The organism is Cellulomonas sp. GbtcB1 (assembly GCF_019091725.1).
GTDB lineage: Bacteria > Actinomycetota > Actinomycetes > Actinomycetales > Cellulomonadaceae > Cellulomonas.
In genome coordinates, this window is sequence record NZ_JAGXJG010000029.1 from 1 (window position 1) to 23,018 (window position 23,018).

Consider the following 23,018-nt stretch of genomic DNA (forward strand, 5'->3'; position numbering starts at 1 on the left):
CCGGTCGAGTTCGTCGGCTACGACCGCAGCACCGCCCGCTCGCGCGCGGCCCGCTCGGTGCGCGCGGCGCGGTCGAGCGACTCGGCGCGGCCGGACAGCGCCCGGGCCCGCTCCTCGGCGGTGCGCAGGCTGAGCCGGGCCTCGGTCTCCTTGCCGCGCGCGGCGGTCGCGGCCGCGTTCGCGGCGTCCCGCTCCCCCGTGCGCTCCTCGATCGCGGCGTCCGTGTCGGCGGGCTCGGCCTCGGCGGCGGCCAGCCGCTCGGTGAGCTCGGCCAGCTCGGCGGCGCCGTCGGCGAGGGTCTGCTCCGCGGTGGCCAGCGACGCCTGGACGCGCTCCGCCTCGTTCCGCGCGGCGCGGGCGGTCGCGCCGAGGTGGCCGAGCTGCTCGGCGACCGCGGCCAGCGCGGCGTCGGACTCGTTGAGCTCGTCGAGGGTGCGCTGGTACTCGGCGCGGGCAGCCTCCTCGGCCTCGCGCGCGCCCACCAGGGCGAACCGCGCCTGCTCCGCGCGCGCCGCCGCGGCCTCGGCGCCCTGCCGGGCGTCGTCCAGGGCGGACTGCAGGTGCAGGGCGCTCGGCGCGGTGGCGGAGCCGCCGGACGCGCGGTGCGCGGCGAGCACGTCGCCGGCGCGGGTGGCGACCACGACGTCGGGGCGGTCGCGCAGCACGCCGCGCGCGGCGACCAGGTCGTCCACGACGGCGACGCCGCGCAGCAGCCGGCGCACGGCCGGCACGACCGCCGGCGGCGCCTGGACGAGGTCGAGGGCCCAGTCGGCGCCCCCGGGGGCCGCGCCCTGGTCCTCGTCGCCCGCGTCCGCCGCGTCCCCGGCCGCGACGACGAGCCCCGCCCGCCCGGCGTCCTGCTCGCGCAGCCAGCGGATCGCGTCCACCGCCGCCTCCACCGACTCCACCGCGACCGCGTCCGCGGACGCACCGAGCGCCGCCACGATCGCGTCCTCGTCCCCGGCCGCGACGCCGAGCAGCGCGGCGACCGACCCGACCACGCCCACCAGGTCGTCCGCCGCGAGCAGCGCGCCGGCGCCGTCCTTGCGGGTCAGGCTGAGCTCGAGCGTCTCGATGCGGGACTCCAGCGCGGCGCGCTCGCGCTCGGCCTCGGTCAGCTGCGCCGTCAGCTCGGCGACCCGCGCGGACGCGGTCTCGACCGCCTCGGCGGCCGCCTCGTGCGCGGCGTCCAGGTCCTCCTCGCCCTCCTCGACGCCGGCGACCCGGGTCTCGAGGGCGGTGAACTTGACGGTCGCCTCGTGCCCGCGCCGCTCGGCGGCGGTCAGCGTCTCGCGGAGCCGGCCGATCTCGGCCTCGGTGGCCTCCAGCCGGCTGCGCCGTGCGCCGACCTGCCCGGCGAGCCGTGCGAGCCCCTCGCGGCGGTCGGCCGCGCCGCGGAGCACCGTGGCCAGCGCCTTCTCGGCCGCGGCCGCGGCACCCTCCGCCTCCTGGCGCGCGGCCTGGGCGGCCTCCAGCGCGGCGCGGGCGGCGTCCACCTCGGCGGTGAGCTCGGCCTCGGCAGCGCGCACGCGCTCGGCCTGGCGCTCGAGGTCGTCCGGGTCCTGCCCGCGGGTCGGCTCGGGGCCGGCGCTCCCCAGGAGCCGGGCGCGGTCCGCGGCCAGCGAGGCCGTCCCGCGCAGCCGCTCGCGCAGCGAGGAGAGCCGGTACCAGACGTCGGACGCCTCCCCGAGCGCGGGCGCCGCCTCCGCCGCCTCCCGCTCCAGCGCCGCGAGCCTGGTGCGGGCGGCGTCCAGCGCCGCCTCCGCCTCGGCCCGGCGGGCCCGCAGGGCCGTGTCGTCGGCGATCTCCTGCTCCAGCTGCGCGGTGAGCTGCGCCAGGTCGTCGGCCAGCAGCCGGGCGCGGGCGTCGCGCAGGTCGGCCTGCACGGTCTGCGCGCGGCGGGCGACCTCGGCCTGCCGCCCGAGCGGCCCGAGCTGGCGGCGCAGCTCCCCGGTCAGGTCGGTGAGCCGGGTGAGGTTCGCCTGCATCGCGTCGAGCTTGCGGAGCGCCTTCTCCTTGCGCTTGCGGTGCTTGAGGACGCCCGCGGCCTCCTCGATGAACCCGCGGCGCTCCTCCGGGGTCGCGCGCAGCACGGCGTCGAGCTGCCCCTGGCCGACGATGACGTGCATCTCGCGGCCGAGGCCGGAGTCGGACAGCAGGTCCTGGATGTCGAGCAGCCGGCACGCGCGGCCGTTGATCGCGTACTCCGAGCCGCCGTTGCGGAACAGCGTCCGCGAGATCGTGACCTCGGTGTACTCGATCGGCAGGGCGCCGTCGGTGTTGTCGATCGTCAGCGCGACCTCGGCCCGGCCCAGCGGCGGGCGCCCGGAGGTGCCGGCGAAGATGACGTCCTCCATCTTGCCGCCGCGCAGCGACTTGGCGCCCTGCTCGCCCATGACCCAGGCGAGCGCGTCGACGACGTTGGACTTGCCGGAGCCGTTCGGCCCGACGACGCAGGTCACCCCGGGCTCGAGGTTCAGCGTCGTCGCCGAGGCGAACGACTTGAACCCGCGCAGGGTGAGCGTCTTCAGGTGCACGGGCCGCAGCCTAGTGCGGCCGCGGCCCGTGCCCCGGGAGGTGGTGGGTCAGACCGCCAGGGCCGGGAACCAGAGGGCGATCTCGCGGGCGGCCGACTCCTCGGAGTCCGAGCCGTGCACGAGGTTCTGGGTGACCTTGAGGCCCCAGTCGCGGCCCAGGTCGCCGCGGATGGTGCCGGGCGCGGCGGTGGTGGGCTCGGTGGCGCCGGCCAGGGACCGGAAGCCCTCGATGACGCGGTGGCCCTCGGCCACGACGGCCAGGACCGGTCCGGACTTCATGAAGTCGACGAGCGGCTGGAAGAAGGGCTTGCCCTGGTGCTCGGCGTAGTGCTGCTCCAGGAGGGCGTCGTCGGCGGTGCGGAGCTCGACGGCCACGAGGGTGTAGCCCTTGGCCTCGATGCGGCGGAGGACCTCGCCGGAGAGTCCGCGGCTGACGCCGTCGGGCTTGACCAGGACGAGGGTGCGCTGGATGTCGCTCATGCCCCGAACCCTAACGAACCCGTCAGGGCTGCGTGGGCGCGGCGGGCGGGTCCTGGGCGCGGGGCGGGAGGCCGCCCTGCGGGGTCTGGTCCGGGTACTCGGCGTCGAACGCCGCCCGCTCGCGGTCGATCCGGGCGCCCAGGCGCAAGGACACGAACCAGAGCACCGCGAACAGCAGGCCGAGCGCGAACATCAGCGGGATCACGAACCCGCAGGCGATGACGACCAGCTGAGCGACCGACCCGGCGACGTAGCCGCCCGGCGCGGTGACCAGCCGGGACAGCACGACGAGCACGACGAACAGCACGCCCGCGACGGTCCAGAGCACCGCCGGCGACGCCGCGACGACCCCGGCCTGCGCCAGCCCGTACGCCGTCAGCGCCGCGAACAGCACCAGCACGCCCTCGAGGACCAGGATCATCGAGGTGAACTGGGGCTTGGCGGGGCGCTTCTGGCGCACGGGCCGGGAGGAGTGCATGCTCACGCGGGAAGGCTACCTGCGGTCGTCGGCGGAGCCGTGGTCCGGGCCCGCGCTCTCGCCCGGGGCGGCCGCGGACGCGCTCGGGGGCGCCCCCGTCGCACCCACGCCGGCCGAGACGGTCGCCGGCGCGGCCGGGGCCGCGGCGGTCGCCTCGCCGCGCGCCACCATGCCGGCGACGTCGGACAGCTTCACCTCGCGCAGGAACAGCGTGAGCACGAAGCCGACCGCCAGCAGCGGCACCAGGTACCAGAACGCCGGGGCGAGCGCCTCGGTGTACGCGGTGACCACGCCGTCGTGCAGCGGCTCGGGCAGCTGGGAGACGAGAGCGGGAGTCAGCGACTCGGCGGAGCCGCCGGTGTCGATCCCCGCGGAGCCGGCGCCCGCGAACACGGACTCGAGCCGCTCGGACAGCCGCGTGGTGAAGATCGTGCTGAACAGCGCGGTGCCCACCGCGGCGCCGATCTCGCGGAAGAAGTTGTTCGCGGAGGTGGCGGTGCCGAGCTCGTGCGGGTCGACGGAGTTCTGCACGGCCAGCACGACGGTCTGCATGACGAGGCCGAGGCCCGCGCCGAGCGCGAAGATCATCGCGCCGAACAGCACCATCGACATGTCGCCGGTGATCGTGGTGAGCCACGCCAGGCCGAGCGTCGTGATCGCCATGCCGGTGATCGGGAACGCCTTGTACTTCCCGGTCTTCGTGATCGCGAGACCGGAGGCGATCGAGGTCAGCATGACGCCGACGGTCATCGGCAGCATGAGCAGCCCGGACTCGGTCACGCCCGAGCCGGTCGACATCTGCAGGAACGTCGGCAGGAACGCGAGCGACGCGAACATGCCCATGCCGATGACCAGGCCGATGCCGGTGGCGAGGGTGAACGTCGGGTTCTTGAACAGGCGCAGCGGGAGGATCGGCTCGGCGGCGCGCAGCTCGACGAGCACGAACGCCACGGCGGCGGCCAGGGTGCCGACCAGCAGGCCGACGAGGCGCGGGTCGGACCAGTCGTAGCCGCCCTCGCCGGACAACGAGGTCCACGAGGTGACGAGCACCAGGCCGGAGGTCGCGAGGGTCAGCAGGACGATGCCGGCGACGTCGAGCGGGCGGTTCGACCGGTGGCTCGGCAGCTTCAGCGTGAACCAGGCGACGACGAGCGCGGCGATGCCGATCGGGATGTTGATCCAGAAGCACCAGCGCCAGTCGAAGTGGTCCGTGAACAGGCCGCCGAGCAGCGGGCCGGCGACCGCGGAGACGCCGAACAGCGCACCCATCGGGCCCATGTACTTGCCGCGCTCCTTGGCGGGCACGATGTCGGCGATGATCGCCTGCGACAGGATGATCAGGCCGCCGCCGCCGAGGCCCTGGACGCCGCGCCAGATGACGAGCTCGTGGAAGGTCTGCGCGAAGCCGGCGCCGGCGGACGCGAGCGTGAACAGGCTGATCGCGACGAGGAACGGCCAGCGCCGCCCCCACAGGTCGCCGAACTTGCCGTACAGCGGCATGACGATCGCGATCGCCAGGATGTAGATCGTCACGACCCAGCCCTGGTGCTCGACGCCGTTCAGCTCGCCGACGATCGTGGGCATCGCGGTGCCGACGATCGACTGGTCGAGGGACGACAGCAGCATGCTGGCGAGCAGGGCCCCGAAGATCAGCCACACGGTGCGCTGGTTCAGCTCCACCAGGGGCTTGTCGGGGGCGGGGGCGGCGGTGGCCATGGGTACCTCGTTCTCGTGCGGGCGGCGCCGGGGCCGCCGGGGCGACGCCGGGGCGGGGCCGTCGTCGGCGGTGGTGGTGCGGCGGGTGGTGGTGCGGTGGCCGCGGGGGCGGCCGGACCGCGACGGGTGCTAGCGGGGCGCGAAGATCGCGGTGAGGTCCGCGACGACCGACGGCAGGTGGTCCTGGACGTCGCCGGTCCCCCCGGAGGTGTCCCAGCGCACGAACGTCGCGTGCGCGAGGCCGAGCAGCAGGGTCCCGACCAGGGCGACCGCGGACTCGTCGGCCGCGTCGCCGAGCCGGCGCCGGACCAGGGCGCCGATCTCGTCGTGCAGGCCCTGGACGTGGGTGTAGGCCCGGAGCATGAGCTCCGGGTGGCCCTTCGCGAGCTCGAAGGCCCGCTCCATCCGCTCCTTGCCGAGCGGCGGGTGGTCGAGGGCGCTGGCGGTGAGGGCCTGCATGTCGGCGAGCAGGTCGCCGGTGGGCCCGCCGGTCGCGAACGCCTCGGCGGCGGCCTCGTCGAGGCGCCAGTGCTCCATGCCGAGCACGGCGTCGTCCTTCGACTCGAAGTAGTTGAAGAACGTGCGGACCGAGACGCCGACCTCGGCGCAGATGGCCTCGACCGTCACGCGGTCCAGCCCCTGCTCCGCCGCGAGGCGGTGGGTGGCGTCGACGAACGCCTCCAGGCGGGCGCGCTTCTTGCGCGCCCGCAGCCCCTCGGGCTCCACGACTTCTTGCACGCCCTGAATTATTGCAGAGCGTGCAGAGTTGTCCAGGGCAACGGAGGTGCGAGGCCCGTCACACCTCGCCGAAGCCCTCCTCGACCGCTCCGACGAACGCGTCCACGGCGACCCGCGCCTGCGGGCCGGTGGCGGTCACCTCGAGGGTCCGGCCCTGCGTGGCGGCGAGCTGCATGAGCTCCAGGACGCTCGCGCCGTTCACGCCGTCGACCTGCACGGCGGCGTCGAAGCCGGCCATCATCCGGGCGAGCACCGCGGCCGGGCGGGCGTGCAGTCCCATGGGGTTGCGCACGACGACGTGCGCGGTGATGGGGGCTGCGGAGTCGCCGGCGTGCGGCGGGGCGGGCGGCGTGGGCTCGGCGGACGCCTCGGGCGCCACCTCCCCCGGCCCCGCGGCGTGCGGGAAGCCCGCCCCCGCGGCCACGGCGGCGCCGAGCACCTCGCCCACCGGCGCCCCGCCCGCGGCGGTCACCCCGGCGGCGACCGCCGCCTCGACGAACGGCGCGTCCGCCAGGTGCACCCGGGCCGCGACGTCCTCGTCGAGGAACTCGAGGACGGACTCGGTGGTGAGGACCGCCGACCCCAGGTCGGTGAGCACGACCGCGGACCGGCCGTCGGCCGTCGCCTCGCCGAGCGCCTGCTCGACCAGGTCGAAGCTCGTGCCGAGCCCACCCGCGCCGTCGCCGCCGGCCGCGACGATCAGCACCTCCGGCGCCATCTGCGCCGCCAGCTCCCGGACGCCCTCGGCCAGCGTCGCCGAGTGGGAGACCAGGACGAGGGCGACCGGGGCGGTCATGCGGCGGCCTCCGCGGTGGCCGCCGCCGCCTCGAGGATCAGGGCGGTCGACGTGGCACCCGGGTCCTGGTGTCCGGCCGAGCGCTCGCCCAGGTAGGACGCACGCCCCTTCGTCGCGACCAGGGGGATCGTCGCCTCGGCCCCGGCGCGCGCCGCCTCGGCCGCGGCCGCCAGCACCGCGGCCGGGGAGGCGCCCGCGTCGGACGCGGCCACGGCGGCCTCGACCGCCGGGGTCCACGCGTCGACCATCGTCTTCTCGCCGGTCGTGGCCTTGCCGCGCACGACGATGCCCTCCAGGCCGGCCTCCAGCAGCGCCACGACCGCGGCGCTGTCGAGCTCCGGCAGCCCGGTCACCTTCGCGGCGCGCAGGTAGGCCGTGCCGTACAGCGGGCCCGCGGCGCCGCCGACGGTGGACATGAGGGTCGTGGCCACGAGCTTGAGCACGGCGCCGACGTCGCCCGGCGGGGCGTCCAGCGCGTCCAGCTTGGCCGTCACGGCGGTGAACCCCCGGTTGAGGTTCTCGCCGTGGTCGCCGTCGCCGATCTGCCGGTCGAGCTCGATTAAGAGCGACCGGTGCTCGGCGACCACCTGCGCCGTGCGCCGCACCCAGGCGACCGCCCAGCCCGCGTCCAGAGAGCCCGTCATGTCCCGTTCCCACCTCCGCCGTCGGACCCACGACCCCGCCCCCGGGAGGGCGGCGGGCCGGCTACCAGTGCAGCGCGGCCGTGCGCACCGGCGCGTCCCAGAGCGCGGTGAGCTCGTCGTCCAACCGGAGGACAGTGACCGAGGCGCCCTGCATCTCCAGTGATGTCACGTAGTTGCCCACGAGCGAGCGGGTCACCTGGACCCCGCGGCCCTCGAGCAGCTTGCGTGCCTGACGATAGACGACGTAGAGCTCCGACAGCGGCGTGCCGCCCATGCCGTTGACGAACAGCAGCACCTGCTCCCCCGACGCCAGGCCGAGGTCGTCGGCCACCGGGGTCAGCAGCATCTCGGTGATCTCGTCGGCCGGGGCGGCCTTGATGCGGCGCCGGCCCGGCTCGCCGTGGATGCCGATGCCGATCTCGAGCTCGTCGTCCGGCAGGTCGAAGGACGGCTTGCCGGCGTGCGGGACGGTGCACGCGGTCAGCGCGACGCCCATCGACCGCACGTTCGCCACGACCTTCTCCGCCACCGCGACGACGGCGTCCAGGTCGTTCCCCCGGGCGGCGGCTGCGCCGGCGATCTTCTCGACCGCGACGGTGCCCGCGACGCCGCGGCGGCCCGCGGTGTACAGCGAGTCCTCGACCGCGACGTCGTCGTTCACGACCACCGTCCGGACCGTCAGGTCGTCGGCGTCGGCGAGCTCGGCGGCGGTCTCGAAGTTGAGCACGTCGCCGGTGTAGTTCTTGACGATCGCGAGGACGCCCGCCCCGCCGTCGGCCGCCGCGAACGCGGGGGCGATCTGGTCCGGTGTGGGCGAGGTGAACATCGCGCCCGGCACGGCGGCGTCGAGCATCCCGTCGCCGACGAACCCGGCGTGCAGCGGCTCGTGGCCGGAGCCGCCGCCGGACACGAGGCCGACCTTGCCGCTCACGGCGCCGCCGGCGCGGGAGACGAACAGCGGGTCGGTGTGCACCTCGACCACGTCGGCGTGCGCGAGGCCGAAGCCCTCCACCGACTCGGCGACGACGTTCTGGGGGTCGTTGATGAGCTTCTTCACGGCGATGCTTCCTTCCCGGCACCCGGACCGCGGCGCCCTCGCCGCGACAGTGCTCACACTCGCCGCGCTGGTCGCGGGCCGTCAAGGGCACGGTGTGCGGCGGGGGTGCACGTTCGTGCACCCCCGCCGCGGCGTCCGTCAGGCGCGGCCGGTGAGCACCCGCGCCTCGGCCACCAGGTAGATCGACCCGGTCACGAGGACGGCCGCGCCGCGCTCCACCTCGCGCTCCGCGAGGTCCGCCGCCAGGGTCACGGCCTCGTCGAGCCGCTCGCGGACGTGCACCCGGTCCTCGCCGAACACGTCGACGGCGATCTCGGCCAGGTCGTCGACCTCCATCGCCCGCGGGTTCGACGCCCGCGTCACGACGACCTCGGCCAGGTACGGCTCCAGGACCGCGAGCAGGCTCTCGGCGTCCTTGTCCGCCATCGCCCCGACCACCCCGACGATCCGCTGGAACGCGAACGCCTCCTCGACCGCCGCGACCAGCGCCTCCGCGCCCGCGGGGTTGTGCGCCCCGTCGACCAGGACGGTCGGGCTGGACCGGACCAGCTCCAGGCGGCCCGGGGAGTCGACGTCGGCGAACGCCGCCTCCACCACCGACCCGTCCAGCGCGCCGCCGCCGGCGATCAGCGCCTCGACGGCCGCGAGCGCCGCGAGCGCGTTGTGCGCCTGGTGCTCGCCGTGCAGCGGCAGGAACACGTCGGTGTAGACGCCGCCGGAGCCGCGCAGCGTGAGCAGCTGCCCGCCCACGGCGACCTGCCGGTCCACCACGTCGATGTCGACGCCCTCGCGCACCACCCGCGCCCCGTGCTCGGCCGCGGCGTGCAGGATGACGCCCTCGGCGTCCTCCTCCTGCGTCGACAGCACGAGGGTGGCACCGTCCTTGACGATCCCCGACTTCTCCCCGGCGATCTCCACGAGGGTGTGCCCGAGCCAGCGCTCGTGGTCGTAGGCGACCGGGGTGATGACCGCGACCTCGCCGTCGGCGACGTTCGTGGCGTCCCAGCGGCCGCCCATCCCGACCTCGACCACCGCGACGTCCACCGGGGCGTCCGCGAAGGCCGCGAACGCCATCACGGTGAACACCTCGAAGAAGCTCAGCCGCGGCCGACCGGCCTCCTGCTCCTTGACGTCGACCATGTGCACGTACGGCGCGACGTCCTGCCAGGTGGCCACGAACGCCTCGTCGGAGATCGGCTCCCCGTCGATCGCGATGCGCTCCGTCACCCGGTGCAGGTGCGGGCTGGTGAACCGGCCGGTGCGCAGCCCGTGCTCGCGCACCAGCCGCTCGACCATGCGCGCGGTCGACGTCTTGCCGTTCGTGCCGGTGAGGTGCACGACCCGGTACGCCTTCTGCGGGTCGCCCAGCAGCTCGCACACCGCAGCGACCCGGTCGAGGGTCGGGTCGATGTCGTGCTCGGGCGCGCGCTCGAGGATGCCGGCGTACACCTCGTCGGCGGCGCGGCGGGCGGCTGCGGCGGCCTCGTCGCGCTGGTGGTCCGCTCCCCCGCGGCCCTTCGCGGCGGCCATCAGGCGGCCACCCGCTCGACGCCGACGGTGAGCTCGGAGCCGCCGTCCTCGACGACCACCTCCGTCGCCAGCGTCTCCCGCGCGATGAACTCCCGGTGCGCGTCGACCGCGGCCCGGTGCTCGGCCGGGACGCCCAGCGTGAGCCGGATCCGGTCGGTGACCACGAGGTCGGCCGCCTTGCGGGCGTCCTGCACCGCGCGGACCACGTCGCGGGCGTAGCCCTCGGCGAGCAGCGCCTCGTCCAGCGCCAGGTCCAGCACCACGAACCCGCCCGAGGGCAGCACGCCCGCGGCCAGCGTCGGGGCCTCGCCCTCGGCCGTCGTGACGTCGATCGTGGTCGTCAGCTCGTACTCGGACGGCTGCATCGGGACCTCGCCGTCGTCGGTGCGCACGACCACCGTGCCCTCGGCGTCCGTCGACCAGTCGCCGGCCTTCGCCGCGCGGATCACGGCCTGGACGCCGCGGCCCAGGCGCGGGCCGGCGGCGCGCGCGTTCACCGCGAGGTTGCTCCGGACCGCGACGCCGCCGGCGGCAGCCTCCTCGACCGTCGACAGCGCGACGTGCTTGACGTTGAGCTCCGCGGCGAGCAGGTCCGCGAACGGGGCCAGCGCCTCGGGCGTCGCCGTGGCGACGCGCAGCTCGTTCAGCGGCTGGCGGACGCGCAGGCCGTTGGCCTTGCGCAGCGCGAGCGCCGCCGACACCGCCTCGCGCACGCCGTCGACCGCGGCGACCAGGTCGTCGTCGGCCGCGAGCGCCAGGTCGTCCGCCGAGCCGTCGCCCAGGGTCGGCCAGTCGGTCAGGTGCACCGACCGGTCGCCGGTCAGGCCGCGCCACACCTCCTCGGAGAGCAGCGGGGCCAGCGGCGCCATGACGCGGGTCAGCGTCTCGAGCGAGGTCCACAGCGTGTCGAACGCCGCGGCGTCCTCGGACCAGAACCGGTCGCGCTGCGTGCGGACGTACCAGTTGGTCAGCAGGTCCAGGTGCACCCGGACGGTCTCGCAGGCTCCCGGCACGTCGTACGCGTCGAGCTGCGCGGTCACGGTCTCGACCAGCTTCCGGGTCCGGGCGAGCACGTACCGGTCCATGGTGGTGACCGGGGTGTCGGGCGTGACCCGGCCGGCGGTGAGGCCGGTCCCGTCGTTCGCCGCGTTGGCGTACAGCGCGAAGAAGTACCAGGTGCTCCACAGCGGGAGCAGCACCTGGCGGACCTCCGAGCGGATGCCCTCCTCGGTGACGACCAGGTTGCCGCCGCGCAGGATCGGCGACGCCATGAGGAACCAGCGCATCGCGTCCGAGCCGTCGCGGTCGAACACCTCGTTCACGTCCGGGTAGTTCCGCAGCGACTTGCTCATCTTCCGGCCGTCCGAGCCCAGCACGATGCCGTGCGAGACGGACGTGCGGAACGCGGGGCGGTCGAACAGCGCCGTCGCCAGCACGTGCAGCAGGTAGAACCAGCCGCGCGTCTGCCCGATGTACTCGGTGATGAAGTCGCCCGGGTAGTGGTGCTCGAACCAGTCGGCGTTCTCGAACGGGTAGTGCACCTGGGCGAACGGCATCGACCCGGAGTCGAACCACACGTCCAGCACGTCGGGGATCCGGCGCATGGTCGAGCGCCCGGTGGGGTCGTCCGGGTTCGGGCGGGTCAGCTCGTCGATGAACGGCCGGTGCAGGTCGGGCTCGCCGGCGTCGTTCAGCGGCAGCCGGCCGAAGTCGGCCTCCAGCTCGGCGAACGAGCCGTAGACGTCGATGCGCGGGTGCGCCGGGTCGTCGCTCACCCACACCGGGATCGGCGTGCCCCAGTACCGGTTCCGGGACACCGACCAGTCGCGGGCGTTCGCGAGCCAGTTGCCGAACTGGCCGTCCTGGATGTGCTCCGGCACCCAGGAGATGTCCTGGTTGAGCTCGACCATCCGGTCGCGGAAGGCCGTGACCTTCACGAACCAGGACGACACGGCCTTGTAGATCAGCGGGTTCCGGCACCGCCAGCAGTGCGGGTACGAGTGCACGTACGACGCCTGGCGCAGCAGGCGGCCGTCGGCGCGCAGCCGCTGGGTGATCGGCTTGTTGGCCTCGAAGACCTGCTGGCCCTCGAAGTCGGGCACGAGGGACGTGAACTTCCCGCCCTCGTCGACGCTCAGCACCGTCGGGATGCCGACCGCCTCGCAGGTCTCCTGGTCGACCTCGCCGTAGGCCGGGGCCTGGTGCACCACGCCGGTGCCGTCCTCGGTCGTGACGTAGTCGGCGAGCAGGATCTGGAAGCCGTGCTCGGCCATGCCCGGCTGGTCCGCCAGGTAGTCGAACAGCCGCTCGTACCGGACGCCGGCCAGGTCGGCGCCGCGCACCTCGCGGGTCACCGCGGCCAGGGCGTCCTCGGCGGAGTCGTAGCCGAGGTCCTTGGCGTAGCCCTTGACGAGGTCGCGGGCGAGGAGGAACTGCTCCGCCGTCGCGGAGGTGCCGTTCGGGCCGGCGGGGACCACCGCGTAGGTGACGTCGGGGCCGACCGCGAGCGCCGAGTTGGTCGGCAGGGTCCACGGGGTCGTGGTCCAGGCGAGGGCGGCGACGCCGTCGAGGCCGAGCTCTTGCGCCCGGGGGCCGGTCAGCGGGAACGTGACCGTCACCGTCTGGTCCTGGACGTCCTTGTAGACGTCGTCGTCCATCCGCAGCTCGTGGTTCGACAGCGGCGTCTGGTCGTTCCAGCAGTACGGCAGCACGCGGTAGCCCTCGTACGCCCAGCCCTTGTCGTAGAGCCGCTTGAACGCCCAGATCACCGACTCCATGAACGTCGGGTCGAGCGTCTTGTAGTCGTGCTCGAAGTCCACCCAGCGCGCCTGGCGCGTCACGTACACCTGCCACTCGTCGGTGTACCGCAGCACCGACGTCCGGCAGGCGTCGTTGAACGCCTTGATACCCATCTCCTCGATCTGCCCCTTGTCGGTGATGCCGAGGATCCGCTCCGCCTCGAGCTCCGCCGGCAGGCCGTGCGTGTCCCAGCCGAACCGGCGCTCGACGCGGCGGCCCCGCTGCGTCTGGTACCGGCCGACGATGTCCTTGGCGTACCCGGTCAGCAGGTGGCCGTAGTGCGGCAGGCCGTTCGCGAACGGCGGGCCGTCGTAGAACACGAACTCGTTCGCGCCGTCGGTGCCGGCGTCACGGGCGTCGATCGACGCCTGGAACGTGCCGTCGGACTCCCAGTACGCGAGGACGTCCTTCTCCAGCGCCGGCAGGTCCGGGGACGCGGGCAGGCCGAAGGACGCGCCGGGCGCGACGGGGGCGGCGTGCTTGCCGCTCGGGGTGCGGTGCAGCGGATAGGCCATGGCGGATGGCGCTCCTGGTGGTCGGCGGGCCCGGGGGCTCGCGGTGCGGTGGCGGATCCACGGGGACGACGCCCGCCCGGCTCTCGCCCGGTGCGCACCGCGGTACCACCCCGCTTGCCGATCGCCTGGCCCGCTGGTGCGGGGTCGGCGCGCGACCACTCTCTGCGACGGCTGTGACGGGCCTGCCCCGTCCGGTTCTACTGGGGGCGCCGGTGGTGCTGCCGCCCTGTTCTTCCGGAGGCTCCCCGGTGATGGCCGGATCGGTGCCTGTGCGCACGAGTGTAGCGACGGCGTCCAGCGGGCCGCACCGGGATACCCGCCCGCCGCCCGGGCGCCCGGGTCGATCACCCGGCGATCCGGGCCACCCGCCCTTCCGCCCGGGACGCCCCCGGGCCCAGCGTCGTGCCCGGCGGAGGCACCGGGCCTCCCCGTCACGGAGGGGCACGACATGACCACGCACGACACCTCGTCCACGACCGCCGGCCGCGCGTCCGGCGTCGGTGCCGCCGCAGGGGGCGGCACCGACGCGGCCGGCGCGACGCCCGCGACCACCCCGGCGTCGGTCGCCGTCAGCCGCGTCCGGCCGCAGCCGCGCGGCTGGGCGCTCGCCGGGATCGCGGCCGGCGTGACCGGCCTGGTCGGCATCCAGGCCTCGATGGCGCTCGGCGTGAACTGGGAGGAGACCGCCGGCGACGCGGACGCGATCATCGCCGACCTGTCCGGGCGCACCGCGACACTGCTGCTGTTCCACACCGCGACGATCCTGTCGGCGCTGCTGGCCGTCGTCTTCGCCGCAGGCCTGTCCCGGCGGCTGTCCCAGCAGGCGCCTGCGGGGAGCCTGCTGCCGTCGGTCGCGTCCGGCGGGCTGCTGCTGGTGGCCGTCGCGGGGCTGCTCGGGTCGGGGCTCGACACCCAGTTCATGTTCGGCCTCGCCGATGTCGACCTGATCGTCCCGGAGTCGGGCGCGTTCTTCAGCGACTGGATCGCGACCATCCCGTGGCTGTGGGTCGGGGCGGGGCTGTCCGGGGTCGCGGTGGCCGTGGCGGCGCTGCGGCACGCGGCGGCGCCGCGGTGGCTCGGCTGGGTGGGCGCGGTGCTCGGCGGGCTGACGCTGCTGCTCGGCATCTCGCCGCTGCAGTACATGGCCGGGTTCACCGGCCCGATCTGGCTGCTGCTGACCGCGATCGGGTTCGCGGTGGGCGACCGGCGGTGATCGTCGAAGTCGTGCCCGAACCCTCCCGTTCTGTGGTGGTCTGCCCCTACGGTGACGCCATGGGCCGGGAGGGTTCGGGCGCGCGCGACCTGCCGCGCGACGGGCTGCCCGGCGTGGCGCTCGCGATCGCCCTGGTCGCCTGGCTGCTCGCCGGGACGGCGGTCGTGCTGCACGTCGCCGCCGGAGGTGGGATGTCCGCGGGCGACCTGCTGTTCACCGCCGTCGACGTCACCGTGGCGGCCGTCTACGGCACCGTCGGCGCGGTCGTCCTGTCCCGGCGCCGGCACCCCGTCGGCTGGCTGGTCGCGCTGACGGGCGTCGCGGGTGGGGTGTCGGCGGTCGGCGGCGCCTGGGGGGTGTTCGCGGCCGCCCGGCCCGGCGCCCCCGCGCTCGACTGGCTGACGGGCGCCTTCGGCTGGGTGTGGGTGCCCGGCACCGTCGCGCTGTTCACCGTGGTGCCGTGGCCGGCCCGCGACCGGCGGCTCGGGCCGGTGGCCTGGGCCGGCGTCGCGCTGGGGACCGGCTCGGGCCTGCTGCTCACCGGGACCCGGCTGCTCACGCCGATGTCGGACGCGCGGGGGGCGATCGCGCTGGTCGTGGTCGCCGGGCTGCTCACCGCGGCCGCGACGTGGTGGCGGTACCGCCGCGGGCCGGCGGCCGAGCGCCGCGGGCTGGGGCTGCTCGCCGTCGCGACCGCGATCATGGCGCTGTCGTTCGTGCCGCTGCTGCTGGCCGACCCCGGGCCTGCGGCGTTCCTCGCCGTGCCGGTGAGCCACCTGGTCTGCCAGGCGCTGTTCCCGGCCGCGCTGCTCGTGACCGTCCTGCGCAACCGCCTGTGGGGACTCGACCTGGCGATCAGCCGCGCGACGGTCGCGGCGCTGCTGACCCTGACCCTCGCCGGGGTGTACGCGATCGTCACGGCGGGGGTGTCGGCGCTCGTGGGCGCCACGACCCCCGGCGCGCAGGTGGCCGCGGCGGTCGGCGTCGTGCTGCTGCTCCAGCCCGTGCGGGGCTGGTTGCAGGTCCGGGTGCGCCGACTCGTCTACGGCGACGCGACCGACCCCGGGCGGGCCGCTCTGCGGCTGGGCCGGAGCCTGACGACGCCGGGCGGGTCCGCGGACCTCCTGGCCGGGCTGGCGGCGGGCGTCGGCGAGTCGCTCCGGCTGGAGTCGGTCCGGCTGGCGACCCACGGCGCCGACCCGGTCGCCGCGTCCTGGGGAGCACCCACTTCCGACCCGGTCCGCGTGCCGGTCGAGCGCGCCGGCGACGTCGTCGGCGACCTGGCCGTCACCGCCCCGCCCGGCGAGCGGCTGGACGCCCGGAGCCGCGCCGCCCTCGACCAGCTCGCTCCCGTCGTCGCGGCCGGCCTGGCGCTCGCGACCGGGGCCCGGGACCTGGAACGCGCCCGGGACGCCGCGACGTCGGCCCGGCTCCGCGAGCGCCGCGTGGTCCGGCGGGAGCTCCACGACGGGCTCGGCCCGTGGCTGTCGGGGATGCGCCTCGGGCTGCAGGGAGCGGTCAACCTGCTCGACGGCGGCCGGCCCGACGACGTCGAGGCGGCGCGCGCCGCGCTGACCGCACTGCGGGACGAGGCCGAGCGGCGCGTCGAGGACGTCCGGGACCTCGCCCGTGGGCTGCTGCCGCCAGTGCTCGACGAGCAGGGCCTCGGGCCGGCGCTCGACGACCTGGCCCGGCGGCTCGGGCGCGAGGGGTTCGCCGTCGAGGTCGCCGGGGACGACCCCGGGGCGCTCGACCCCGTCGTGGCGGCCGCGGCGTACGGGGTCCTGAGCGAGGCCGCGCGCAACGCGCAGCGGCACTCCGGGGCCGTCGGCTGCCGGATCGTCGTACGCCGGTCCGCGGACCTGCTGGACGTGCGGTGCACGGACGCGGGGCGCGGGCCGGGACCCGCCGCCGGGTCCGCACGGCCGGGCGACGCCGTCGGCGTGGGCACCCGCTCGATGCGGGAGCGGGCGGAGGAGCTGGGCGGTCGGCTCGAGGTGGCCGAGGCGGCGCCGGGGACGGTCGTGCGTGCGGTGCTGCCGCTGGTGCCGGGGGGGCCGGTGCCGGGGGCGGGCGGGGTGGGTGCCGGGGTGGGCGCCGGATCCGACGCCGCCGAGGCGGTGCCGACGTGACGGTGCGGGTCGTGCTCGTGGACGACCACCCGGTGTTCCGGATCGGCATGGCGGCGCTGCTGGGGTCCCTCGCGGGTGTCGAGGTCGTCGGGACGGCGGCCGGGGCCGCGGAGGCGCGGGCGCTCCTGACCGGCGACGGCGCTCCCGGTGCGGACGTCGTCGTCATGGACCTCGACCTCGGCGACGGGTCGGGGATCGACGTCACGCGGGAGGTCGTCGCCGCGCGGCCGGGGACCGCCGTGCTCGTCATGAGCATGCACGAGGACGACGACGCCGTGGTCGCCGCCGTCCGGGCGGGGGCACGCGGGTACCTGGTGAAGTCCGCGCCGCCCGAGCAGGTCGAGCGCGCGGTCCGTGCCGTCGCCGCCGGGGAGATGATCCTCGGGCCGACGGTGGCGGAGCGGGCGATGGCCTACGTCCTCGGCGGACGCTCGGCCGTCCGGGTGCCGTTCCCGCGGCTGACCGACCGCGAGCGCGAGGTGCTCGACCTGGTCGCCGGCGGGCACGACAACGTGGTCATCGCGCGCCGGCTGGGGCTGTCGGCGAAGACGGTCCGGAACCACGTGGCGAACGTGCTGACCAAGCTGGAGGTGCCGGACCGGTCCGCGGCGATCGTCCGGGCGCGGGCCGAGGGCCTGGGCGGCGCGGGGACGCCGGCGCGCTGAGGCGCGGGGCCCCCGGCCTGATCCCCACCCGATCGTCACGCCGCACCCCGATCGATCGGGTGGCTGCGCGACGATCGGGGGGTTCAGCGCGCAGCCTCGTCGAACAGCGCCACCGCCCGGGCGTCCCCGGCGAGCAGCGCCGCCACGTGGCCCTCCTCCTCCACGAGCGTCGGGTAGCCCCAGACCGCCACGACCGGCTCGCCCCAGAGCGTCCGGCGTCCGGCTTGCGCCCCGGAGTCCAGGGCGAACGCCCAGCCCGCGGGCACGACCGTCGCGACGCCCGCGAACAGCTCCGCGGGCACGAACGCCGGGCCGCCCCAGTCGTCGCGCACCAGCACGCTCAGGTGGTCGGCGAGCACCACGACCCCCGCCGCCTCGTACGTGCGTCCGGGCGTCACCGCGTACGCAGACGCCGCGCTGGTGCCGCGTGGTCGGCGGCCGGCGGGGAGGAACGCGCCGCGGGCCGCGACGCAGCGCAGCCGCAGCACGGACGGGCCCCGCACGCGGCCGCCCCGCCGACCGCGCCGTCAGTCCGTGACCGGCGGCTGCGCCGACCAGGGGAACGTGATCCACCGGTCGGTCCGGCGCCACACAAAGTCCGGCGCGACGATCGAGTGCGACTTCGCGTACAGCACCGCCGTGCGCGCCTCCTCGCAGTGCTCCGCGACGAGCCGCTGCACGAGCGCCAGGGTCTCCCCCGTGTCCGCCACGTCGTCGACGACGAGCGCCCGGCGGCCGACCAGCGCCGCGTTGTCCAGCAGCGGCGGCAGCACGACCGGCTCGGGCAGCCGCGCGTCGATGCCGGTGTAGAACTCGACGTTCAGCGTGCCGCAGGCCTTGAGGCCGAGCGCGTAGGAGAGCGCACCGGCGGGCAGCAGGCCGCCCCGGGCGACCGCCACCACGACGTCGGGCTCGAAGCCGGAGGCCACCACCGCGCGGGCCAGGTCGCGCGCCGCCTCGCCGAACTCGTCCCAGCCCAGGATCTCGCGCTCGTCGGGCAGGTCCTGGCCGGGTGCGGCCTCCGCAGTCGTCATGCCGGTCAGGCTAGCGGCCGGACGTGTGCGTCAGGTTTCGCGGGGCTGTCAGGACCCGGTGGCCGCCGCCGCGTGCTCGACGATCCGCCGGACGTCCTGCAGGTGGTGCAGGGCGTCGTGGGCGTTGTTCCGGGCGACGTCCTCCGCGCGCTGCGGCCCGCGGGTGGCGTGGTCGAGCACGACCCCCTCCGCGAGCGCCGCGGACACCGCGTCGACCCAACCCGGCACGACGCGCCGCAGCGCCAGGAGCGACGCCCCGACGGTCGCGTGCGCGTAGTCCCGCGCCGCCGCGAGCGCGTCCGGGTCGTAGCCGGCCGTGGTCGTGCGGCCGTCGCAGCGCGCCGCGTCCAGGCGGTACGCCCAGGTCTCGAGGTTGTCGGCGACGTGCCGGACGTACGCGGCGGTCGACCAGCCGAGGTCCGGGTGCCGCAGCGGCTCGGGCGCCCCGACGAGCACGGCCGCGAACCGGCCGGGCACCTCGGACACGGCGTGCACCGCCTCCTCCGGGGTGCGGACCCAGGTGTACCCGCACTCGGTGCACGGCTCCCCGTACAGCGCGGCGCCCCACAGCTCCATCCCGGCACCGTACCGCCGGGAGGCGCAGCGACGGTGCGGGCGACGGCCGGGTGGCTCAGGCGCTCTCGCGCAGGGCCCGACGCCGGTTCTCGTGCTCCATCAGCTCGACCGCGAGCGCCCGGTACCCGTCCGGGTCGGACTGCCCGTCCATCCGCTGCAGCCGGCCGCGCAGGTCGGCGATGTGCCGGGTCAGCTCCATCTCGACCAGGGCCATCACCAGCCCGCGCGCGTAGCCGGGCAGCCGGTCGGGGCGGTCCTCGGGCAGCGGCGCGACGGCGAGGCGGGTGATCAGCCCCTCGACCGGCGACGCGGCCTCCTCACGCACGGCGTCCACCCAGCCGACCGCCCCGCCCGGGCCCTCGGCGGCGACCTTGGCGCGCGCGGCGGCGGCCCCGCCAGCGGCGCGGATCGCGGCGTGCACGGCCCGGTACGCGGGCGCGCTGAACGCCTCGGGCGGCAGGTCGTCGAACTCCGGCGGCACGGCGTCCGGCATCTGCAGCACGGCCTCGAGCGCCCGCCGCTCGGTCGCGGTGACCGGGTCGCGCGGGTCGGGCATCGCCATCTGGGGCGCGGGCAGCGGGGTCGCGGCGTCGCGCGGCCCCGGGCCGGCGCCGGCCTGGTCCAGGTCGTGCGGAGGCGCGTCGTCGTACGGCTCCGGCGGCGGCTCGTCGAACCGCTGCCCGTAGCCCTGGCCCGGGTTGGACGGGCCGCGCCCGCCGCCCTGGCCGAACCGGTCGCCGCCGCGCCGGTCGTCCCAGCGACCGCCGCCACCGACACCGCCGCGCGACCCGCCGCCCTGGCCACCGCCGGGTCGTCCGCCGCCCTTGCCGCCGCGCCCGCCGTCCCGGCGCCAGCCGCCCTCCTCCGGCCCCGGGGGCACGAACGCCGTCCGGCCGGCGTTGCTGCCGTAGCCGCCGCCCTGGCCGTAGCCCGACGACGGTGCGCCCCGCCCGGCGTCCCGGCCGCCCGACGAGGACCGCCCGCCGCGCGAGGCCTGCTGCACCGCGCGCTGCACCGTCTCGATGTCCATGCCGAGCCAGCCCGCGAGCATCCGGGTGTACTCGGGGCGCAGCGCGGCGTCCCGGATGCCGCCCGGGATCGGTGCGGCGGCGCGCAGCGCGGCCACCCGGCCCTCGGCGGTGTGCAGGTCGTAGCCCTGCAGCGTCGTGCGGATGACGAACTCGAACAGCGGCTGCCGCGCCTTCACCAGCGCGCGCACCGCGTCCGGGCCCTGCGCCTGGCGCAGGTCGCACGGGTCCATGCCGCCGTCGGCGACCGCCACGAACGTCTGGGCGCTGAACGCCTGGTCCTCGCCGAACGCGCGCATCGCGGCCTTCTGCCCGGCGGAGTCGCCGTCGAACGTGAACACCACCTCGCCGCCGACGGACTCCCCCGACGCCAGCTGGATGCCGGAGCCGGCCCCGCCCGCGCCCATGAGCCGCCGCACGATCCGCGCGTGGTCCGAGCCGAACGCCGTGCCGCAGGTCGCGACCGCGGTGCCGACGCCGGACAGGTGCATCGCCATGACGTCGGTGTAGCCCTCGACGACCACGACCTGCTTGTTCTTCGCGATCTCGCGCTTGGCCAGGTCGATGCCGTAGAGCACCTGGGACTTCTTGTAGAGCGGCGTCTCCGGGGTGTTCAGGTACTTCGGCCCCTGGTCGTCCTCGTACAGCCGGCGGGCGCCGAACCCGACCGTGTCGCCGGTGACCTCGCGGATCGGCCACACCAGGCGGCCGCGGAACCGGTCGTACAGCCCGCGGTTGCCCTGGCTCATCAGGCCGCTGGCGGTGAGCTCGGCCTCGGTGAACGAGCGCCCGCGCAGGTGCCGCAGCAGGTGGTCCCAGCCCTGGGGCGCGTACCCGATGCCGAACTGCTCGGCGGCCGCGCGGTCGAACCCGCGCTCCGCGAGGAACTGCCGGGCCGTCGCGCCCTCCGGGGAGAGCAGCTGCTCGGCGAAGTACTCGGCCGCGACCCGGTGCGCCTCCAGCAGCCGCTGCCGCTTGCCGGGCTCGTGCCCGGGGCGCGGCCCGCCGCCCTCCTCGTACCGCAGCGTCACGCCGGCGCGGCCGGCCAGGTACTCGACCGCCTCGGTGAACGGCAGGCCGTCGATCTTCTGGATGAAGTCGATGACGTCACCGCCCTCGCCGCACCCGAAGCAGTGGTACAGCCCGACCTGCGGGCGGACGTGGAACGACGGCGACTTCTCGTCGTGGAACGGGCACAGGCCCTTCATCGAGCCCACGCCGGCGGTCTTCAGCGCGACGTGCTCGCCGACGACGTCCTCGATCCGGGCGCGCTCGCGGACCGTCTGCACGTCCTCCCGCCGGATCCGTCCCGCCACGGTGACGATCCTAGGTGCCCGGCGAGCCGCACCCGGCCGGTCGTGACCAGCGCCACCGCCGAGGTCGGCGGTTGCGTCCACCGCGGGGGTGGCGCAACCGCCGACCTGGGGCGGAACCGCCGACCTCGAGCCCGTGCGAGCGGGTCAGCAGGCGTCCCACGAGCGGCAGCCGGTGCCGTCGAGCGACGGCTGGGCCGGGACCGCGTCCGCGGGCGACTGCTGGAACACACGGGTGTTCGCGCCCGAGTTCATCTCGAGGATGAGCCCCGTGGCCGGGTCGACGACGATCCGCTCGGCGCCGCCCTGCGCACCGGGCCGGGTCAGGACCTCGCCCGCGCGACCCAGCGAGTCCTCGCCGGGGACGACGGTCGACCCCGGGAGCGAGCCGGCGACCTGCCACGCCGCCTGGAGCAGCGTGGTCGGCAGCCAGCCCGGGTTGTTGTTCAGCAGGTCGTACGCCATCCCGTAGACCTTCTCGTCATCGCTGCCGCTCCGGCGGTCGGGCTCGATGCTGTCGCGGAACACCTGCTCGAGCGCTGCCGGGTCGGTGGGAAGCACGTCGGCATCGCGCACCTCGTCGATCCACTGCCCGTCGATGCGGAACCGGCCGGCCGTGTACGACGGCGCCGTCGCCTCGGTGTTGCCGAGGTCGCCACCCCGGACGAGCAGCCCCGGACGGTCCGGGCTCTGCCACGACTCGTGGCGGTCCGTCACCCCGTCCGGCGCCACGGTCAGCGTGTACCAGTACGGCGCCGCCCCCTGCGCGGTGCCGTCCCGGAGCGCCGCGTCCGCCGCCGCGTCGGCCGCGTCGCGCGCGGCCTCCGCCGCCGCCGAGGCGGACGCGTCCGCCGACGGCTCGGCCGTCGCCACCGGCGTCGTCGTCGCGGCGGGTCCCGCGAGCGTCCCGCTCGACCACGGCGCCTCCGCCCACGCCTGCCCGACCAGCACGCCGGCTAGCACGAGCCCGCCGGCCGCGCCCGCCCCGGCCGCTCGGGTCCAGGCCCGGCGTCGCCGGGCGCGCGGCACGACGCCCGTCAGGTGCACGTCGATCGTCGGGGCGGCGGCCTCGACGCGGGAGCGCAGGTCGCGGGCGAACTCGTCGTCGGTGCTCATCGGGTGCTCCTCGGGTCGGTGGGGCCGGGGCCGACGGCGGCGTCCTCGCCGAGCGAGGCGCGCAGCCGCGCGAGCGCGCGCGACGCGGTGGACTTCACGGTGCCGACGGTGACGCCCAGGTCGTCGGCGACCTCGGCCTCGGACAGGCCCTCCAGGTGCCGCAGGACGACGACGCGCCGCTGCCGGGTGCTGAGCGTGGCGAGCGCGCGGACCAGCTGGTCGCGGTCCGCCTGCCGCTGCGCGCCGGACGGCTCGGCGCCGTGCGGGAGGTCGCCGGGGTCGGTGAGGACCTCGCGGCGGCGCCGTCGCCAGGTGTCGATGCGCAGGTTCGCCAGCACGCGCCGGGCGTAGGCGAGCGGGTCGCGCTCCCGCGCCCGCGGCCACGCCAGGTAGGTGCGGACGAGCGCCTGCTGCACGAGCTCGTCGGCCTGGTGCACGTCGCCGCAGAGCAGCCACGCGGTCCGGGCGAGCGCCGGCGCGGCGTCGCCCATGAACAGGGCGAACTCCTCGTCGACGGTCGCCCGGCGGGTGGGCTCGCGGCGCGCCCCGCGGTCCGGGGCGCGGTCGGGCTGCACGGGGAGCAGCAGCTCCGCCGGCGCGTCGGGCCCCTCGGCCGGGGCGGCGATGGTGACTCTCACACCCGGTACACGC

At 75.9% G+C, this 23,018-nt stretch carries 19 protein-coding genes; 3 read left to right on the plus strand and 16 right to left on the minus strand.

The features are described from left to right. Positions 1 to 17 precede the first annotated feature (17 nt). The 10 genes from smc to ileS all read right to left on the minus strand — a co-directional run bounded on the left by smc (position 18) and on the right by ileS (position 13,290). A complete protein-coding gene (smc, locus tag KVT14_RS11715) occupies positions 18 to 2,537 on the minus strand; it encodes a chromosome segregation protein SMC (RefSeq protein WP_217615828.1) in 2,520 nt (839 codons plus the stop codon). Positions 2,538 to 2,585: 48 nt separating this feature from the next. Further along, positions 2,586 to 3,017 (minus strand): nucleoside-diphosphate kinase, encoded by a 432-nt coding sequence (gene ndk, locus KVT14_RS11720; RefSeq protein WP_217615829.1) that lies wholly within the window; start codon positions 3,015 to 3,017, stop codon positions 2,586 to 2,588. Positions 3,018 to 3,039: 22 nt separating this feature from the next. Next, the gene (locus tag KVT14_RS11725) at positions 3,040 to 3,495 is read right to left on the minus strand and encodes a DUF4233 domain-containing protein (RefSeq protein WP_217615857.1); all 456 of its coding nucleotides are present in this window, start codon (positions 3,493 to 3,495) and stop codon (positions 3,040 to 3,042) included. A 15-nt stretch (positions 3,496 to 3,510) separates the two neighbouring features. Beyond that, positions 3,511 to 5,211 (minus strand): MDR family MFS transporter, encoded by a 1,701-nt coding sequence (locus KVT14_RS11730; RefSeq protein WP_217615830.1) that lies wholly within the window; start codon positions 5,209 to 5,211, stop codon positions 3,511 to 3,513. 129 nt (positions 5,212 to 5,340) lie between these two features. Continuing rightward, entirely contained in the window at positions 5,341 to 5,949 is a 609-nt protein-coding gene (locus tag KVT14_RS22415) for a TetR/AcrR family transcriptional regulator (protein ID WP_308161043.1), read from the minus strand. Positions 5,950 to 6,007: 58 nt separating this feature from the next. Continuing rightward, on the minus strand, positions 6,008 to 6,745 hold the full coding sequence (dhaM, locus tag KVT14_RS11740) for a dihydroxyacetone kinase phosphoryl donor subunit DhaM (protein WP_217615831.1): 738 nt from the start codon (positions 6,743 to 6,745) through the stop codon (positions 6,008 to 6,010). After that, a complete protein-coding gene (gene dhaL, locus KVT14_RS11745; protein WP_217615832.1) occupies positions 6,742 to 7,389 on the minus strand; it encodes a dihydroxyacetone kinase subunit DhaL in 648 nt (215 codons plus the stop codon). Before dhaL ends, dhaM begins: the two co-directional genes overlap by 4 nt. 61 nt (positions 7,390 to 7,450) lie before the next feature. Next, complete coding sequence (gene dhaK / locus KVT14_RS11750; protein WP_217615833.1) at positions 7,451 to 8,446, minus strand: dihydroxyacetone kinase subunit DhaK; 996 nt, start codon at positions 8,444 to 8,446, stop codon at positions 7,451 to 7,453. Between the two features lie 138 nt (positions 8,447 to 8,584). Beyond that, on the minus strand, positions 8,585 to 9,976 hold the full coding sequence (locus tag KVT14_RS11755) for a folylpolyglutamate synthase/dihydrofolate synthase family protein (RefSeq protein ID WP_217615834.1): 1,392 nt from the start codon (positions 9,974 to 9,976) through the stop codon (positions 8,585 to 8,587). After that, positions 9,976 to 13,290 carry an isoleucine--tRNA ligase gene (ileS, locus tag KVT14_RS11760; protein ID WP_217615835.1) on the minus strand — a complete coding sequence of 1,105 codons (3,315 nt, stop codon included), beginning with the start codon at positions 13,288 to 13,290 and terminating at the stop codon, positions 9,976 to 9,978. Before ileS ends, KVT14_RS11755 begins: the two co-directional genes overlap by 1 nt. 448 nt (positions 13,291 to 13,738) lie before the next feature. On the opposite strand from ileS, the gene KVT14_RS11765 reads away from it, so the two are divergent. From KVT14_RS11765 to KVT14_RS23470, 3 genes are read left to right on the plus strand one after another with little or no spacing between them, the layout of a single operon-like run. Next, a complete protein-coding gene (locus KVT14_RS11765) occupies positions 13,739 to 14,503 on the plus strand; it encodes a hypothetical protein (RefSeq protein WP_217615836.1) in 765 nt (254 codons plus the stop codon). A 59-nt stretch (positions 14,504 to 14,562) separates the two neighbouring features. Next, positions 14,563 to 16,635 carry a sensor histidine kinase gene (locus tag KVT14_RS11770; RefSeq protein WP_217615837.1) on the plus strand — a complete coding sequence of 691 codons (2,073 nt, stop codon included), beginning with the start codon at positions 14,563 to 14,565 and terminating at the stop codon, positions 16,633 to 16,635. Beyond that, positions 16,632 to 17,300, plus strand: a complete 669-nt coding sequence (locus KVT14_RS23470; protein WP_217615838.1) for a response regulator transcription factor — start codon at positions 16,632 to 16,634, stop codon at positions 17,298 to 17,300. Before KVT14_RS11770 ends, KVT14_RS23470 begins: the two co-directional genes overlap by 4 nt. A gap of 83 nt (positions 17,301 to 17,383) precedes the next feature. On the opposite strand, the gene KVT14_RS11780 is transcribed toward KVT14_RS23470, so the two are convergent. From KVT14_RS11780 to KVT14_RS11805, 6 genes are all read right to left on the minus strand, one after another. Further along, the gene (locus KVT14_RS11780) at positions 17,384 to 17,803 is read right to left on the minus strand and encodes a hypothetical protein (protein ID WP_217615839.1); all 420 of its coding nucleotides are present in this window, start codon (positions 17,801 to 17,803) and stop codon (positions 17,384 to 17,386) included. Between the two features lie 24 nt (positions 17,804 to 17,827). Further along, positions 17,828 to 18,334, minus strand: coding sequence for a phosphoribosyltransferase (locus tag KVT14_RS11785; RefSeq protein ID WP_147793900.1), 507 nt, complete (start codon positions 18,332 to 18,334; stop codon positions 17,828 to 17,830). Between the two features lie 48 nt (positions 18,335 to 18,382). Further along, a complete protein-coding gene (locus tag KVT14_RS11790) occupies positions 18,383 to 18,910 on the minus strand; it encodes a DinB family protein (RefSeq protein WP_217615840.1) in 528 nt (175 codons plus the stop codon). A gap of 55 nt (positions 18,911 to 18,965) precedes the next feature. After that, positions 18,966 to 21,254, minus strand: a complete 2,289-nt coding sequence (gene dnaG, locus KVT14_RS11795; RefSeq protein WP_217615841.1) for a DNA primase — start codon at positions 21,252 to 21,254, stop codon at positions 18,966 to 18,968. Between the two features lie 144 nt (positions 21,255 to 21,398). Beyond that, entirely contained in the window at positions 21,399 to 22,367 is a 969-nt protein-coding gene (locus KVT14_RS11800) for a hypothetical protein (RefSeq protein ID WP_217615842.1), read from the minus strand. Further along, positions 22,364 to 23,005, minus strand: coding sequence for a SigE family RNA polymerase sigma factor (locus tag KVT14_RS11805; RefSeq protein WP_308161044.1), 642 nt, complete (start codon positions 23,003 to 23,005; stop codon positions 22,364 to 22,366). Before KVT14_RS11805 ends, KVT14_RS11800 begins: the two co-directional genes overlap by 4 nt. Positions 23,006 to 23,018: the final 13 nt, after the last annotated feature.

What these genes read in the sequence shown, in the direction of transcription:
- KVT14_RS11785 (WP_147793900.1), bottom strand. Translation starts at nt 18,334, where the DNA reads ATGACGACTGCGGAGGCCGCACCCGGCCAGGACCTGCCCGACGAGCGC.
- KVT14_RS11770 (WP_217615837.1), top strand. Translation starts at nt 14,563, where the DNA reads ATGGGCCGGGAGGGTTCGGGCGCGCGCGACCTGCCGCGCGACGGGCTG.
- KVT14_RS11725 (WP_217615857.1), bottom strand. Translation starts at nt 3,495, where the DNA reads ATGCACTCCTCCCGGCCCGTGCGCCAGAAGCGCCCCGCCAAGCCCCAG.
- KVT14_RS11765 (WP_217615836.1), top strand. Translation starts at nt 13,739, where the DNA reads ATGACCACGCACGACACCTCGTCCACGACCGCCGGCCGCGCGTCCGGC.
- KVT14_RS11790 (WP_217615840.1), bottom strand. Translation starts at nt 18,910, where the DNA reads ATGGAGCTGTGGGGCGCCGCGCTGTACGGGGAGCCGTGCACCGAGTGC.
- ndk (WP_217615829.1), bottom strand. Translation starts at nt 3,017, where the DNA reads ATGAGCGACATCCAGCGCACCCTCGTCCTGGTCAAGCCCGACGGCGTC.
- KVT14_RS11730 (WP_217615830.1), bottom strand. Translation starts at nt 5,211, where the DNA reads ATGGCCACCGCCGCCCCCGCCCCCGACAAGCCCCTGGTGGAGCTGAAC.
- dhaM (WP_217615831.1), bottom strand. Translation starts at nt 6,745, where the DNA reads ATGACCGCCCCGGTCGCCCTCGTCCTGGTCTCCCACTCGGCGACGCTG.
- dhaL (WP_217615832.1), bottom strand. Translation starts at nt 7,389, where the DNA reads ATGACGGGCTCTCTGGACGCGGGCTGGGCGGTCGCCTGGGTGCGGCGC.
- ileS (WP_217615835.1), bottom strand. Translation starts at nt 13,290, where the DNA reads ATGGCCTATCCGCTGCACCGCACCCCGAGCGGCAAGCACGCCGCCCCC.
- KVT14_RS11755 (WP_217615834.1), bottom strand. Translation starts at nt 9,976, where the DNA reads ATGGCCGCCGCGAAGGGCCGCGGGGGAGCGGACCACCAGCGCGACGAG.
- KVT14_RS11800 (WP_217615842.1), bottom strand. Translation starts at nt 22,367, where the DNA reads ATGAGCACCGACGACGAGTTCGCCCGCGACCTGCGCTCCCGCGTCGAG.